14 protein-coding genes are annotated in these 14,597 nt (G+C 38.1%); 11 read left to right on the top strand and 3 right to left on the bottom strand.

All coding sequences use genetic code 11. From position 1 onward, the window contains the following. Nucleotides 1-135: 135 nt before the first annotated feature. The 8 genes from ACB089_RS02935 (at nucleotide 136) to nikC (ending at nucleotide 9,133) form a co-directional block, all read left to right on the top strand. A complete protein-coding gene (locus tag ACB089_RS02935; RefSeq protein WP_068986629.1) occupies nucleotides 136-684 on the top strand; it encodes a DUF402 domain-containing protein in 549 nt (182 codons plus the stop codon). Between the two features lie 254 nt (nucleotides 685-938). Beyond that, entirely contained in the window at nucleotides 939-2,684 is a 1,746-nt protein-coding gene (locus tag ACB089_RS02940; protein ID WP_374965246.1) for an ABC transporter ATP-binding protein, read from the top strand. A gap of 314 nt (nucleotides 2,685-2,998) precedes the next feature. Beyond that, entirely contained in the window at nucleotides 2,999-4,012 is a 1,014-nt protein-coding gene (locus ACB089_RS02945) for an ABC transporter ATP-binding protein (RefSeq protein WP_374965247.1), read from the top strand. After that, a complete protein-coding gene (locus ACB089_RS02950) occupies nucleotides 3,987-4,976 on the top strand; it encodes an ABC transporter ATP-binding protein (RefSeq protein WP_374965248.1) in 990 nt (329 codons plus the stop codon). Before ACB089_RS02945 ends, ACB089_RS02950 begins: the two co-directional genes overlap by 26 nt. A 21-nt stretch (nucleotides 4,977-4,997) precedes the next feature. After that, nucleotides 4,998-6,614: an ABC transporter substrate-binding protein gene (locus ACB089_RS02955; RefSeq protein WP_374965249.1), complete on the top strand. Its 1,617-nt coding sequence runs from the start codon at nucleotides 4,998-5,000 to the stop codon at nucleotides 6,612-6,614. A gap of 362 nt (nucleotides 6,615-6,976) precedes the next feature. Further along, nucleotides 6,977-7,144, top strand: a complete 168-nt coding sequence (locus tag ACB089_RS02960) for a hypothetical protein (RefSeq protein ID WP_374965250.1) — start codon at nucleotides 6,977-6,979, stop codon at nucleotides 7,142-7,144. A 75-nt stretch (nucleotides 7,145-7,219) separates the two neighbouring features. Then, entirely contained in the window at nucleotides 7,220-8,224 is a 1,005-nt protein-coding gene (locus tag ACB089_RS02965) for an ABC transporter permease (RefSeq protein ID WP_374965251.1), read from the top strand. A 15-nt stretch (nucleotides 8,225-8,239) separates the two neighbouring features. Then, nucleotides 8,240-9,133, top strand: a complete 894-nt coding sequence (gene nikC, locus ACB089_RS02970; RefSeq protein WP_374965252.1) for a nickel transporter permease — start codon at nucleotides 8,240-8,242, stop codon at nucleotides 9,131-9,133. Between the two features lie 62 nt (nucleotides 9,134-9,195). On the opposite strand, the gene ACB089_RS02975 is transcribed toward nikC, so the two are convergent. Together ACB089_RS02975 and ACB089_RS02980 are read right to left on the bottom strand one after the other, a co-directional pair. Next, nucleotides 9,196-10,284 carry an aromatic acid exporter family protein gene (locus ACB089_RS02975; protein ID WP_368638236.1) on the bottom strand — a complete coding sequence of 363 codons (1,089 nt, stop codon included), beginning with the start codon at nucleotides 10,282-10,284 and terminating at the stop codon, nucleotides 9,196-9,198. A gap of 277 nt (nucleotides 10,285-10,561) precedes the next feature. Next, complete coding sequence (locus ACB089_RS02980; RefSeq protein ID WP_374965253.1) at nucleotides 10,562-11,848, bottom strand: glutamate-1-semialdehyde 2,1-aminomutase; 1,287 nt, start codon at nucleotides 11,846-11,848, stop codon at nucleotides 10,562-10,564. A 131-nt stretch (nucleotides 11,849-11,979) separates the two neighbouring features. On the opposite strand from ACB089_RS02980, the gene bcp reads away from it, so the two are divergent. The 3 genes from bcp (at nucleotide 11,980) to perR (ending at nucleotide 14,044) form a co-directional block, all read left to right on the top strand. After that, on the top strand, nucleotides 11,980-12,456 hold the full coding sequence (gene bcp, locus ACB089_RS02985) for a thioredoxin-dependent thiol peroxidase (protein WP_368638234.1): 477 nt from the start codon (nucleotides 11,980-11,982) through the stop codon (nucleotides 12,454-12,456). Further along, nucleotides 12,453-13,397: a D-2-hydroxyacid dehydrogenase gene (locus tag ACB089_RS02990; protein WP_374965254.1), complete on the top strand. Its 945-nt coding sequence runs from the start codon at nucleotides 12,453-12,455 to the stop codon at nucleotides 13,395-13,397. Before bcp ends, ACB089_RS02990 begins: the two co-directional genes overlap by 4 nt. A 206-nt stretch (nucleotides 13,398-13,603) precedes the next feature. Next, the gene (gene perR, locus ACB089_RS02995) at nucleotides 13,604-14,044 is read left to right on the top strand and encodes a peroxide-responsive transcriptional repressor PerR (protein WP_374965255.1); all 441 of its coding nucleotides are present in this window, start codon (nucleotides 13,604-13,606) and stop codon (nucleotides 14,042-14,044) included. 27 nt (nucleotides 14,045-14,071) lie between these two features. On the opposite strand, the gene ACB089_RS03000 is transcribed toward perR, so the two are convergent. Beyond that, on the bottom strand, nucleotides 14,072-14,422 hold the full coding sequence (locus ACB089_RS03000; protein WP_374965256.1) for a YgzB family protein: 351 nt from the start codon (nucleotides 14,420-14,422) through the stop codon (nucleotides 14,072-14,074). Nucleotides 14,423-14,597 lie beyond the last annotated feature (175 nt).

Genomic DNA, 14,597 nt, shown 5'->3' on the forward strand with positions numbered 1-14,597 from the left:
ACAAAATTTTGTACAAATTTAAAAGAGCGCAGGGAAATTTGTGGTTTTCTAACTACACCTTTCGCGTACACATTGCTATAATATACTAGAGACTGCTAGATTTAGGTAGCATAGACGAAAAGGTGGGCTTCAAAAATGGCAATACCGGTAGAAGGAGAAACGATACAAATACATAGTTATAAGCACAATGGCCGTATCCACCGTGTTTGGCAAGAAACAATGGTGTTAAAAGGAACGAAAAATATCATTATCGGTGCGAATGAACGGACACTTGTGACAGAATCCGATGGTCGTACTTGGCTAACGAGAGAGCCTTCTATTTGTTATTTCCATGCGGAGCACTGGTTTAACATCATCTGCATGCTACGTGAGGACGGTGTGTATTATTATTGTAATCTAAGCTCACCATTTGTTTTCGATAATAATGCCATTAAATATATTGACTATGATTTGGATATAAAAGTTTTTCCTGACATGTCTTTTTCACTCCTAGATGAGGATGAATATGAGTTGCATCGGAAGGAAATGTCTTATCCAGATGTCATTGATAAAATTTTAAAGCGCAATGTCGATAAATTAATTAGCTGGATTCAACAAAAAAGAGGACCCTTTGCACCTGATTTCATCGATGCCTGGACAAATCGATATAAGTTTCAGCTCGATATGCAAGCAGATGATTGTTAGTAGCACCTATTAGTTTTACTAATGGGTGTTTTTTTATGGCGTGAATTGGCTATTCTAATTCCAAAATAGTTAGTGACAAAGTTATATTAACTGTACTTCAAACGAAATATTGCTATAATACGTTTGGGCATTCAGTTTTGGATGTCTGTTTCTTTTTGTGTGGCAAAGTGATAAGTCAAATGATAATCATGTAATGAGATACTCAATTTTTGCCACAAAAAGTGTGAGGCTTTTTGATAAGGATGTGATATGAATTGGATAGCATAAAGCGTTATATGAAGTTTGTAAAACCATATACATGGGAAATTATTTTAACAATATTAATCGGTATAGTGAAATTTGCAATTCCGTTATTTATCCCGTTACTCATAAAAATTGTGTTAGATGATATAATCGCTGCAGACAATCTAACGGATGCTGAGAAAACGAAAGAGCTGTTTTACTGGTTAGGTGGTACGATCATTGTATTCTTTATTATTCGACCACCGATTGAATATTACCGTCAATATTTTGCTCAACATGTTAGTAACAAAGTGCTTTTTGATATTCGACAACAAATATATGCGCATTTACAGCGACTAAGTTTAAGGTACTATGCAAATACAAGAGCTGGTGATGTTATTTCAAGAGTTGTTAATGATGTGGAACAAACAAAAACCTTTGTCATGACAGGCTTAATGAATATTTGGCTCGACCTTGCGACAATCGTTATTGCTATCGGTATTATGTTTGCAATGGATGTTAAGCTGACGCTAGTAGCACTAGTTGCATTCCCGTTCTATGCATTTAGTGTGAAGTTCTTCTTTGGTAAACTTCGGTCTTTAACACGTAAACGTTCGCAAGCACTTGCAGGTGTACAAAGTTATTTACATGAACGTGTAGCTGGAATGAGCATTATTAAGAGCTTCACACTAGAAAAACATGAACAAAAATTATTTGATGAAGCAAACGGTGAATTTTTAGAGAAGGCACTGGACCATACAAAATGGAATGCTAAATCCTTTGCAGTAGTGAATACAATCACGGATGTAGCACCTCTCTTAGTAATTGCTTATGCAGGTTATCAGGTTATTAATGGATCTCTTTCAGTTGGAACGATGGTTGCCTTTATTGCTTATATAGAACGCCTTTATGGTCCACTACGTCGTCTTGTAAGTTCATCAACGATGTTAACACAGTCCATTGCATCGATGGATCGAATGTTTGAATTGATAGACGAACCATATGAAGTAGTAAACAAGGCGAATGCGTTAGAGCTACCTCGGGCAAATGGTGAGGTCCGCTTTGACAATGTGAACTTTCAATATGAAGCTGATGGCTCACAAATTTTAAACAATATTAATTTCACTATTAATGCTGGAGAGACAGTAGCGTTTGTAGGTATGAGCGGTGGAGGTAAATCAACCATTATTAGTTTGATTCCACGCTTTTACGATACAACGAGTGGGACAGTGCGTATTGATGGATATGATGTTCAAGATGTAACATTACATTCTTTACGCTCACAAATTGGCATAGTCCTACAGGATAATATTTTGTTTAGTGATTCAGTAAAAGAGAATATCTTAATGGGTAAGCCAGATGCGTCTGATGAAGAGGTCATTGCTGCTGCCAAGGCGGCAAATGCACATGATTTTATAATGAGCTTGCCAAATGGCTATGACACAAAGGTCGGGGAGCGCGGTGTGAAGTTATCAGGTGGCCAAAAGCAACGAGTAGCGATCGCTCGTGTATTTTTAAAGAATCCACCTATCTTAATACTAGATGAAGCAACCTCTGCATTGGATTTAGAAAGTGAAGCGCTTATTCAAGAATCACTAGATGCACTTGCGCATGAGCGTACAACAATTATTATTGCTCACAGACTTTCTACAATTACACATGCTGATAAAATTCTTGTTATCGATCATGGTCAATTAATTGAAAGTGGTACACACGAGCAATTAATGCAAAAAGAGGGAACATACTATAATTTATTCCAAGTGCAACATTTAGATTGAGATATTCAAGATAAAGTCACTGAGGATGCATATGCACGTTAATAGTAAATAAACTATAAAAAGTCTTCCATTTAAATGTAAATGGGAGGCTATTTTTTTGTTATCTTTATAAATTACTTTCGTTTAATAAGATATTATTAATACAAAAATCGAATGATGTAGAAAATTTATGTTTATTGAAGAATAATAATGATTGAAAGAGTAATATTTTTTAGATAGAATTATCTGAAAATATAGAAAAAAATGATAGTTAGAATAGTTTTTTTAGGACATATGTAATTAAGTAAAATATAGGTAGGATGGGGCGATTAATCATGAGGAAAAAGCTACTAGAGTTAAAAGGTTTAAAGACAACCTTTTTTACAGATGATGGACAAATTCCTGCCGTAGATGATATTGATTTTTCTGTACATGAGGGAGAAATTTTAGGGATTGTAGGGGAATCAGGAAGCGGTAAAAGTGTCACCTCTTTATCTATTATGGGATTAATACCATCACCACCAGGAAAAATAACGGGTGGAGACATACTATTAGATGGCAAAAATCTCGCGACATTATCTGATAAACAAATGCAGAAAATTCGTGGAAAAGATGTGGCGATGATTTTTCAGGAGCCTATGACATCCTTAAATCCTTTATTTACTATTGGGGATCAGCTAAAAGAGGCGATTTTAATTCATAATCCGAAGTGGTCGAAAAAGAAAGCCTTTGCAAGGGCAATAGAAATTATGAAGCTTGTAGGTTTACCGCGTGCTGAGGAATTATTAAAAGATTATCCTCATCAATTATCAGGTGGAATGCGACAGCGGGTTATGATTGCGATGGCACTTGTCTGTGATCCGAAGGTATTAATTGCTGATGAACCGACTACTGCATTAGATGTTACGATTCAAGCTCAAATCTTGCAGCTTATGAAAGATTTAAATAAACGTTTAAATACAGCTGTGTTATTAATAACACATGATTTAGGTGTTGTAGCAGAAACATGCGAGCGTGTAATTGTCATGTATGCTGGTCAGATTGTAGAGGAGGCGCCTATTCAAGAGATCTTCGCTAATCCTAAGCATCCTTATACACAAGGACTTATTAAATCTGTACCTGATATGCGTTATAAAAAGGACAATCTTTACTCTATACCGGGCAGTGTACCAAAACCAGGAAGTGTTCAGGTAGGCTGTCGTTTTGCAGCGCGTTGCGAATTTGTGATGGATCGTTGTGTACAAGAAACACCACCTTTATATGAAGCAGCAGAGCAGCATAAATCCAGATGTTTTTTACTAGGGAAACAGGAGGTGGAGCAACATGTCGAAAGTGTTATTGAAGGTTGATGGCTTAAAAAAGTATTTTCCGATTCGGAAAGGCATCCTTAATACACAGGTTGGCGATGTAAAGGCAGTGGATGATGTTTCCTTTGAGGTTTTTGAAGGGGAAACCTTAGGCATTGTAGGGGAGTCGGGATGTGGCAAATCAACTACTGGTCGACTCTTAATGCGATTACTTGAGCCAACAGAGGGAAGAATTGAATTTGCAGGCAAAATGATTTCAGAATTATCCAACAATGAAATGCGTAAAGCGCGTAGAGATATTCAAATGATTTTCCAAGATCCTTATGCCTCTCTTAACCCGAGACATAATATTGGGAAAATATTAGAGGAGCCTCTTATTGTTCATGGAATAGGCAATGCAAAGGAACGGAAACAAAAAGTTTTAGAGCTTCTCGAAATCGTAGGGTTAAATGAATACCATGTGAAACGGTACCCACATCAATTTAGTGGTGGTCAAAGGCAGCGTATTGGTATTGCCCGTGCACTTATGACGAATCCTCGTATGGTTATTGCGGACGAGCCCGTTTCTGCACTCGATGTATCCATACAGGCTCAGGTATTGAATTTATTGCAAAACTTACAAAAGGACTTAAAGTTAACTTATATTTTTATCTCCCATGATTTGGGAGTTGTACGCCATATTAGTAATCGTGTAGGTGTGATGTATTTAGGAAAGTTAGTAGAGCTTACGGCTAGTGAGGATTTATATGCTGAGCCACTTCACCCTTATACACAGGCACTGCTATCCTCGGTACCTGTTCCAGATCCTACGTTTGAACGTGAACAGCTCATTATTTCTGGAGATATTCCAAGTGCTTCAAATCCGCCAGGTGGTTGCACTTTCCATACGAGATGCCCTTTTAAAAAGGAAGAATGTTCTCAAGAAGTCCCAAAAATGCAAGAAGTGAAGCCGGGTCATTATGTTGCTTGCCATCTTTATCCCGCAATCCAACATTCAATGATATAAAAAAACTTAGGGGGAAAATCAATGAAGAAAAAGAAGCTTTGGACTCTGGGTGTAATGCTTATCCTTGTTCTCTCGACAATCTTAGCTGCTTGTGGTGGCTCAGATACTAAGGATACGGGTAGTAAAGATACTTCAACTGGTGGCGATACAGCTAGCAGTGGTGAACCAAAAATATTAGTCTATGGTCGTGGTGGAGATTCTGTCGCACTAGATCCTGCTGTTGTTACAGACGGAGAGTCCTTTACAGTTACAGCTAATATTTATGAAACACTAGTTAATTTCGGTGATAGAGATGTATCGATTCAACCAGGTTTAGCGAAATCATGGGAGCCGTCAGAAGATGGTTTAACATACACATTCAAGTTACAAGAAGGTGTAAAGTTCCATGATGGCACTGATTTCAATGCAGAAGCAGTTGTTAAAAATATTGAGCGTTGGAAGTCAGATACTGACAAATACCCTTATTTTAGTTCTCAATTTGTAGTGGGTGATAAGCAAGTTATTGAATCGGTAACTGCTGAAGATGATTATACTGTTGTATTCAAGCTTAGCCAACCACAAGCACCTTTCCTGAAAAATTTAGCAATGTCTCCTTTTGCAATTGCTTCTCCAACAGCTTTTGAAGCAAATGAAGAAGGATTATCTACAAATCCAGTAGGTACAGGTCCATTTAAATTTGTGAGCTGGGTACGCAATGATGCGATTACTATTGAAAAAAATTCAGATTACTATATTGATGGTGTACCAAAATTAGATAAAGTTATTTATCGTTCAATTCCAGATAACTCAGCGCGATTAAATGATTTAACGGCAGGCAATATTGATATTGCAGATGGTCTAAGCCCGTCTGATAAAGCTTCAATCGAATCAAATGCACAATTACAATTAATCGAACGTCCATCTATGAATGTTGGTTATCTTGGATTAACGGTAACACGTCCACCATTTGATAACGTGAAAGTTCGTCAAGCAGTAAACTATGCAATTGATAAACAAGCATTAGTAGATGCATTCTTTGAAGGCTTAGCGGAGCCAGCAAAAAATCCGATACCTCCAGTAATCGCGGGCTACAACGATGAGGTTGAAGGTTATGAGTATGATCCAGAAAAAGCAAAAGCATTATTAGCTGAGGCTGGTTATGATGGAAAAGAAATTGAGCTATGGGCTATGCCAGTTCCACGTCCATACATGCCTGACGGTAAAAAAGTAGCGGAAGCTATTCAAAAGAACTTAGAGGATGTTGGCATAAAATCTAAAATTGTTTCTTTTGAATGGGCTACGTATTTAGAAAAAGCGCAAAACGGTGAAGCGGATGCGTTCTTACTTGGTTGGACAGGCGATAACGGAGATGCGGATAACTTCCTTTACACATTATTAGACGCTGACAATATTGGCTCTAACAACTATACGTTCTATGACAACAAAGAACTACACAAACTATTAGTGGCTGCACAAACTGAAATTGATGAGGACAAGCGTAATGAATATTACAAGCAAGCTCAAGAGATTATCTCTAAGGATGCTCCATGGGTTCCACTTGCTCACTCTACTCCAATTTTAGCTGCGAACACTAAAGTTACAAACTATATTGCACATCCAACAGGTTCTGACCGTTTAGATGCAGTAGATATGCAGTAGATAGTAGAATTCTATTTTAATAAGGATTTAGAAGAATCTGCTTGCTTTTCTGCGGGTAAGCCGTAGAAATCTCGCAGATTCTTTTTACTAAAGAATTATATGAAAATACTCGTTTTTTGGTAGGCTAGAGTTATTTTTTTATGTGACGCATCATCAAAAGTTGGGAATGCCATTGTTAAAACGCCATGTATATAAGTTGATTGGAGTGGAGACAGGGCGACTCCTTGGGGATCAGCGTTAGAGGAACGAAGGCTAAAACTATCACGTCCTGTGATAACGCCTTCGTGACCAACATCCTGTTGCCCCGAGACCCTGGAGCGAAGCGAAGCGGCTCATCGGACGCCCCCAGGAAGCTTTGCTCTGTGCGAAAGCGTAGTGCTAACGTAGCGGCAGCAACAAATGTTTTATCTGCGCGAAAGCGAAGCGTCAGCGGCAAATGTTTTATCTGTGCGAAAGCGAAGCGACAGCAACAAAGCGCCCAGTCGGAACGGAAATCAACCCCACGTTATGGTGACAATCCTCTAATTTAAAAAAGTGGACAAAAACGATTAATCAATACACCTGATGCAAAAGTATATTATGAAAATAACAGAGGGGTGAAGAAGATGCTTCACTATATGGGAAGACGTGTATTTCAATTAATCCCAGTTTTGCTTGGAATGACTTTTATCGTCTTTATGTTAATTCGTGCAATCCCTGGTAACCCAGCGCAAGTAATTTTAGGGCAACAGGCAACGAAAGAGGCGGTCGAAGCATTAAACGCAAGTTTAGGATTAGATCAGCCATGGTATACGCAATATGTTAGTTATTTAGGTGGCGTTTTTCAGGGGGATTTAGGGATATCACTACGAACTAAGTTACCTGTTTCAGAGGAAATAATTCCATATTTAGCAGCGACAGCTGAGCTCGCACTATTTGCAATGATTATCGCAGTGGTAGTTGGAGTGAATGCTGGAATTATTTCGGCATGGTTTCAAAACTCGTGGTTTGATTATGTAGCAATGGTTGTTGCTTTAGTTGGGGTGTCCGTGCCCGTTTTCTGGCTTGGTTTGATGGAACAGTGGGCCTTTAGTAATCAGCTTGGCTGGTTTCCAACGTCTGGACGAGAGGATGTACGAGATCCGATCACTTCCATTACTCATTTTTATTTACTGGATACGCTTATACAAGGACGCTTTGATCAATTTATTGAGGTTTTAAAGAGATTAGTATTGCCGGGGATGGCACTTGCGACAATTCCGATGGCGATTATCGCGAGGATCACTAGGTCGTCGATGCTTGAAGTCATGCGCTCTGACTATGTACGTACTGCACGGGCAAAGGGACAAAAAATGTTTATTGTAGTGTATAAACATGCTTTGAAAAATGCAGTGATTCCCGTGTTAACAGTAATCGGTTTGCAAACAGGCTTATTGCTTGGCGGTGCAATTTTAACAGAGACAATTTTCAGCTGGCCTGGAATTGGTCGTTATATTTATGATGCGATTGGCTTCCGAGATTATCCTGTTATTCAATCAGGTATTTTAGTAATTGCTTTTATTTTTATCATGATTAACTTGATTGTGGATTTACTGTATACAGTGATCGATCCACGGATTAAATACAAGTAGAGGGGAGATGCGATAATGACTGGAGCGATAAATATAAAAACAGAGGCAGCACCAAGTCGTGAACGTGCGTCAGGTCCTTGGAGAGAAGGCTGGCGTAGCTTTAAAAAGAGCAAAATTTCCCTAGTAGGTGCAGGCATTGTACTATTTTTCATTTTAATTGCTATGTTTGGTCCGATGATTGCTCCTGAAGGTATTAATGAACAAAATTTAACGAAGCGTTTATTAGCGCCGTCAAGTGAGCATTGGTTTGGCACTGATGACTTTGGTCGGGATATTTTGTCTAGAATCATACATGGCACTCGTATTTCTTTATCGGTAGGCTTTTTTTCTGTTATTCTTTCTGTTATTGTAGGTAGTTTACTTGGCATTATTGCGGGGTATTATGGAAGATGGATTGATACGATTATCTCGCGTATTTTCGATATTTTGTTAGCGTTCCCTAGTATTTTACTAGCTATTGCAGTAGTAGCAGTACTTGGGCCATCATTACAAAATGCATTGATTGCTATTGCGATTATTAATGTACCGAACTTTGGACGCTTAATTCGTTCGAAAGTATTGAGTGTTAAAGAAGAGGAATATATCGTAGCAGCAAAGGCGATTGGAATGCGTGATTCACGAATCTTATTCTCGCATATTTTACCCAACTCAATGACGCCAATCATCGTACAAGGAACGCTAGCGATAGCGACAGCGATTATTGAAGCGGCAGCACTAGGCTTCCTTGGATTAGGAGCTCAAGCACCATCACCAGAGTGGGGAAAAATGCTTGCGGATGCACGTATCTATTTATTGAAGGCACCGTGGACAATGATATTCCCAGGCTTGGCTATTATGTTAACGGTTCTTGGATTTAATCTAATGGGGGATGGTCTGCGTGATGCACTTGATCCGAAAATGAAAAGTTAATAGAAAAGGGCGAAGAGATGGATATAATGCCAACCCTTCGCCCTTTTGTATGTTTTTTGATATTAAATAAATTCCTCTTCAAATTCCACATTGATTTCATGACCATGATGAGTTTGATAAGACACGATGAGCGTATCTAAATGCTCTAGGTTTTCTTCGTAATCTAAAATACGCGATAAAATATAAAGCAAGTGATAGCTCGAGAATTCTGTATCGCCTTCATCATGTGCATAAGTTATTTGTTTAATGAATATTTCCATTAACTCATTGCGCTGAACATAATCGATGTTTTTACTCCACTCTGAATGTTCGGGCTTCAATTTCCCAGTATATTTTAACAGTAGCTGCTCATGGTAAGTTAGCAGGAAATCAAGCCGCTCTTGAATCATTAAATGAAATTGTGTCGGTAGCTGTGCTAATTCGTTTTCGTGATTATGAAGACGCTGAAGCAGCTCCAAGCTTTTCTTTGACGTTGTGATCATTTGGCGATAAACAACTAATTTACGTGCTTTTACATACTTTTTATTTTTTAAGTAATTACGCTCTTCCTTATAAAAATCATACAGTGTATCAACTCGTTGCATACGGTTCTTAAATTTGCTTAATGCTTCTTTTGTAGAAGTATGCTCAGATGCTTGACGCACAGCAAGTCTCGTCCAGCGAATTATATCATCCTGTAAAAAGTAAATTTTACGGAAAAGCTTTACTTCATATTTTGGTGGCAGGAAGAATAGGTTGACGACAAATGCTGCTAACACCCCAACTAAAATGGTAATAAAGCGAATAAGGCCAAATGTAATGAAGTCATCACCCTGAATCTCCATAATTGCTACAACTGTGACAAGTGCTAGAGACAACGATTTTTCAAGTTTAAATTTTAACATTAAGCCAATAGCAGTAATGACGGCAATGCCAACTGCTACTACATGGTGACCAAAAAGTAAGCCGAAAATGACCGCGATAGTAGCACCTATAATATTGGCCTGTACTTGCTCAACGATCGTTTGATAGGAGCGATAAATAGATGGCTGAATCGCAAAGATAGCTGCAATTCCAGCAAAAACAGGTGAAGGTAACTCTAGCAACTCAGCAATAAATAGTGCGAACACAATGGCTACACCAGTTTTAAATACACGGGCACCTAATTTCATAGAAAATGGATGTCCTTTCTGTCTAAAATTTTAACTTCTTTATGCCGAGGCATAATGGATGCTTCTTTACATTATAGAAGGAAGTGTTCATAAAATACATAGATTTGTATGTCATTTAAATGAAAAAGACGACTCTTAAGAGAGCCGCCTTTCATTTATAGTTGTAATTAAACTAAGACGCTGATTTCGTCAACACTAAATTGCTCTATTCACGATGAGGCAAAAGTGCCCCTTTCAGCTTGAAAGAAACTGTTGAACAGACGTTTTTGCGCCTTTGTTACAATTGAGAAAATGCATGATCTACTGCTTTAATTGTTTCAAGAACATCAGCTTCTGTATGCGCTATTGTTAAGAACCATGCTTCATATTTCGATGGAGCTAAATTAACGCCTTGTTCAAGCATTAATTTAAAGAAGCGGCCAAAGATTTCGCCGTCTGAGTTTTCGGCCTGCTCATAGTTTTCTACTGTCACATCTGTAAAGTAAATTGTAAGAGCCCCTTTAAGACGATTAAGAGTAATTGTTACATCATGTTTTTTCGCAGCAGCCAAGATACCTTCCTCTAAAATGCCTCCGAGACGGTCCATTTCATCATAAATACCTGGCGTTTGTAATACTTCTAGGCAGGCAATACCAGCTTGCATGGATGCAGGATTTCCGGCCATTGTACCTGCTTGATAGGCAGGACCAAGTGGAGCAACTGTATCCATAATTTCTTTGCGGCCACCATATGCACCGATTGGTAAACCACCGCCGATTACTTTACCAAGTGCAGTAAGGTCAGGTGTTAAGCCTAATAAGTTTTGAGCACCACCATAGTGGAAGCGGAATGCAGTAATCACTTCATCGTAAATTGTTAATGCGCCTTTTTCCTTGGCTGTTGCATGAACTAATTCTAGGAAGCCTGGGTTTGGTTCTACAATACCGAAGTTTCCAACGATAGGCTCTATTAAGATAGCGGCAATTTGATCGCCCCATTTATCCATAGCTTCTGTAAATGCTTCAGGATTATTAAATGGTACAGTAATTACTTCCTCTGCTGTTGAAGTTGTAACACCTGCTGAGTCTGGGGTACCTAAAGTCGCAGGACCAGAACCAGCAGCTACTAGTACTAAGTCAAAGTGACCGTGATAGCAGCCAGCGAACTTCATAATTTTTGTACGACCAGTATAAGCACGCGCGACACGTATTGTTGTCATGACTGCTTCTGTACCAGAGTTATTAAAGCGTACTTTATCCATTGATGGAATTGCTTCTTTTAGCATTTTTGCAAAAGTAACCTCGTATTCAGTTGGAGTACCAAATAAAGTGCCGTTTTCAGCAGCGTTTGTAATTGCTTTTGCGATATGTGGATGACCGTGACCAGTAACGATAGGGCCGTAAGCTGCTAGATAGTCGATATAACGGTTGCCATCAACATCCCAAAAATAAGCACCTTTCCCACGGACCATGGCAACAGGTGAGCCTCCGCCAACTGCTTTATAAGAACGAGAAGGGCTATTTACACCACCAACGATATGCTGTAGCGCTTCTGCGTGTACTGCCTCAGATTTTGTGTGATTCATATATATTGCCTCCTAAATCTTTATACTTCATCTATTGTAGACCTATCAGTGCAAGAAATCCAAAGAAATTAAGGAATATGACTTGTTTTGTTTCTTAGAGTAAAATGAATCATACAGAGGAGGAGATTGATATGACTTTAATAGAAGGAAAAAAAGCACCAGATTTTTCCCTTGTGAATGAAAAAGGAGAAATTGTAAAGTTAGCGGATTGTAAGGGACAAAATGTTATTTTATATTTTTATCCTAAAGATATGACACCAGGCTGTACGACGGAGGCATGTGACTTCCGTGATAAGCATGAAGATTTTAGTCAATTAAATGCAGTTGTACTTGGCATTAGTCCTGACGATGCAAAAAAGCATACCAAATTTATAGATAAGCACGGATTACCATTTTCATTATTAGTGGATGAAGATCATGCAGTTGCAGAGGCGTATGGAGTATGGGTGCTGAAGAAAATGTATGGACGTGAATATATGGGGATAGAACGTTCAACATTTTTAATTGATATAGAAGGAAATTTGGTAAAGGCTTGGCGTAAAGTACGTGTGAAAAATCATATAGAAGAAGTATATACATATTTAACAGAATGGGAGGCAAAGCAATGAGAATATATTTTACATTTGAACCAAGACCAGACTTACGCGAACCACTGGTAGCACAATTTCCACAAGTTGATTTTATTTTTGAAAGTGGATTATCAAACGATGAGCTACAAAAAGCAGATGTGCTTGTAACATATGGTGAAGATTTAAATGATGAAAATATTCAGTATGCCATAAATCTTAAGTGGATTTTTGTAGCTTCAGCGGGAATAGAAAAAATGCCAGCTCAAGCCATTGTTGAACGAGGGATTTTAGTTTCAAATGTGCGTGGCATTCATAAAACACCAATGGCAGAATCAATGCTTGCCCATATTTTAGCGATTAAGCGTGCACTGCCTTGGATGTATGAGCAGCAAAAGAAAAGCGAATGGTCAAAAAAAGCGAAACAAACCGAGTTGCGTGATAGTACAGCACTTATTTTAGGGCCAGGAGCAATCGGCTCGGAAGTAGGTCGTTTATTGCAAGCTTTTGGTGTTACGACAATTGGCTGTAACCGTTCAGGGAAAGAAGCGGCTTATATGAATGACATGGTGAGCTTTGATCGATTAATCGAAGCTCTACCAAAAGCTGATATTGTCATTTCTGTATTACCTAAAACAGCAGAAACTACACATTTATTGAAAGAAAAACATTTTAAAGCGATGAAAAATGATGCTATATTTATGAATTTTGGTCGTGGAAACTTAGTAGAGGATAACGTTCTGGTTCATGCTATTCAATCAGGTGAAATTGGTTATGCTGTTTTAGATGTATTTGAACAAGAACCTTTAGCTACTAATCATCCTTTATGGACTTTACCGAATGTTATTGTATCTCCACATATTTCAAGTCACTCATCCCGATATGTTGAACGTAGCTTAGAGATTTTTAAGCCAAGTTTAGAGAAGTGGTTACGTGGTGAAACAGATTTAGAAAATGTAATGGATTTATCAAGAGGCTATTGAAGTGGTATACGAATCGGTTCTTAGCGTTTATCAATATATTGCAAAATGGGGCCAGTAATGTATTAAGCAATAGATAGCGTATGTCCCTTAATATTTAAATGTTATTGATTTAGAAAATGTACGAATGTTGACAGAAGTAAGTCTAATTCGATACACTATTTATAACTATTATAAATTAATAATATTTATGAAAGAGGTGCATGACGATGTCTGCAACGCATTTACAGGATGCACTTGACACGTTAAAAACAACTGGTGTACGTATTACTCCTCAGCGTCATGCGATTTTAGAATATTTAATTCAATCTATGGCACATCCAACGGCGGATGAAATTTATAAAGCACTTGAAGGGAAATTCCCGAATATGAGTGTAGCGACTGTCTATAATAATCTTCGCGTATTCCGTGAAGTTGGTTTAGTGAAAGAACTAACATTTGGTGATGCTTCAAGTCGCTTTGATTTCATTACAAATGATCATTATCATATGATTTGTGAATGCTGTGGGAAAATAGTCGATTTCCATTACCCTGGTCTCGATGAAATTGAACATTTTGCATCACAAGTAACAGGCTTTGATGTGCATTCGCATCGTTTAGAGATTTACGGTACTTGTCCAACGTGTAAAGATGAATCTGCAAAGGTGTAATGAAAAATCCTAGCTCTTATATAAGGGCTAGGATTTTTTTTGCTTATTATAAGATTGGTCGAACTCTTTTCCTTCTAGAGTTGGATCCAGCGTTAATGGTTCATTGCAGTACATACACATATCTACACGGCCTAATACTTTTGTGTGCTTCTGGCAATTAGGACATTCTACTTGAACAGCTCGTGCTGAGAGAAGACCAATCCATGCATATACGACTGTACTACCAATAATACAAAGTACACCAAGGGACATGAAAATTAATACTAGAATAGGACTGTTTTTAAAGAAGATTCCCCCATACATAACTACAAAGCCGATAAAAATAAGTGCTAATGCGAATGAACGGATTTTATTAATTTTACTTTTGTAAGGTTTCATTTAACATCTTGCCTCCCAATCTAAAATCTACTATAACATATAAGAACAAAGTATTTTAGCTTTGGGAGTATAGAAAGAAGGAATACTTTTAGAGTATGTCGAAATTTTAACGAAATCGATTTCGCCTTGGCGTAATTGTTGCTGTCGCTGCGCTTTCGCACAGAAAACATTTGTA

The organism is Lysinibacillus sp. RS10 (assembly GCF_041956855.1).
GTDB lineage: Bacteria > Bacillota > Bacilli > Bacillales_A > Planococcaceae > Lysinibacillus > Lysinibacillus xylanilyticus_A.

What these genes read in the sequence shown, in the direction of transcription:
- ACB089_RS02935 (WP_068986629.1), top strand. Translation starts at nt 136, where the DNA reads ATGGCAATACCGGTAGAAGGAGAAACGATACAAATACATAGTTATAAG.
- perR (WP_374965255.1), top strand. Translation starts at nt 13,604, where the DNA reads ATGTCTGCAACGCATTTACAGGATGCACTTGACACGTTAAAAACAACT.
- ACB089_RS02975 (WP_368638236.1), bottom strand. Translation starts at nt 10,284, where the DNA reads ATGAAATTAGGTGCCCGTGTATTTAAAACTGGTGTAGCCATTGTGTTC.
- nikC (WP_374965252.1), top strand. Translation starts at nt 8,240, where the DNA reads ATGACTGGAGCGATAAATATAAAAACAGAGGCAGCACCAAGTCGTGAA.
- ACB089_RS02980 (WP_374965253.1), bottom strand. Translation starts at nt 11,848, where the DNA reads ATGAATCACACAAAATCTGAGGCAGTACACGCAGAAGCGCTACAGCAT.
- bcp (WP_368638234.1), top strand. Translation starts at nt 11,980, where the DNA reads ATGACTTTAATAGAAGGAAAAAAAGCACCAGATTTTTCCCTTGTGAAT.
- ACB089_RS02955 (WP_374965249.1), top strand. Translation starts at nt 4,998, where the DNA reads ATGAAGAAAAAGAAGCTTTGGACTCTGGGTGTAATGCTTATCCTTGTT.
- ACB089_RS02950 (WP_374965248.1), top strand. Translation starts at nt 3,987, where the DNA reads ATGTCGAAAGTGTTATTGAAGGTTGATGGCTTAAAAAAGTATTTTCCG.
- ACB089_RS02945 (WP_374965247.1), top strand. Translation starts at nt 2,999, where the DNA reads ATGAGGAAAAAGCTACTAGAGTTAAAAGGTTTAAAGACAACCTTTTTT.
- ACB089_RS03000 (WP_374965256.1), bottom strand. Translation starts at nt 14,422, where the DNA reads ATGAAACCTTACAAAAGTAAAATTAATAAAATCCGTTCATTCGCATTA.
- ACB089_RS02965 (WP_374965251.1), top strand. Translation starts at nt 7,220, where the DNA reads ATGCTTCACTATATGGGAAGACGTGTATTTCAATTAATCCCAGTTTTG.
- ACB089_RS02990 (WP_374965254.1), top strand. Translation starts at nt 12,453, where the DNA reads ATGAGAATATATTTTACATTTGAACCAAGACCAGACTTACGCGAACCA.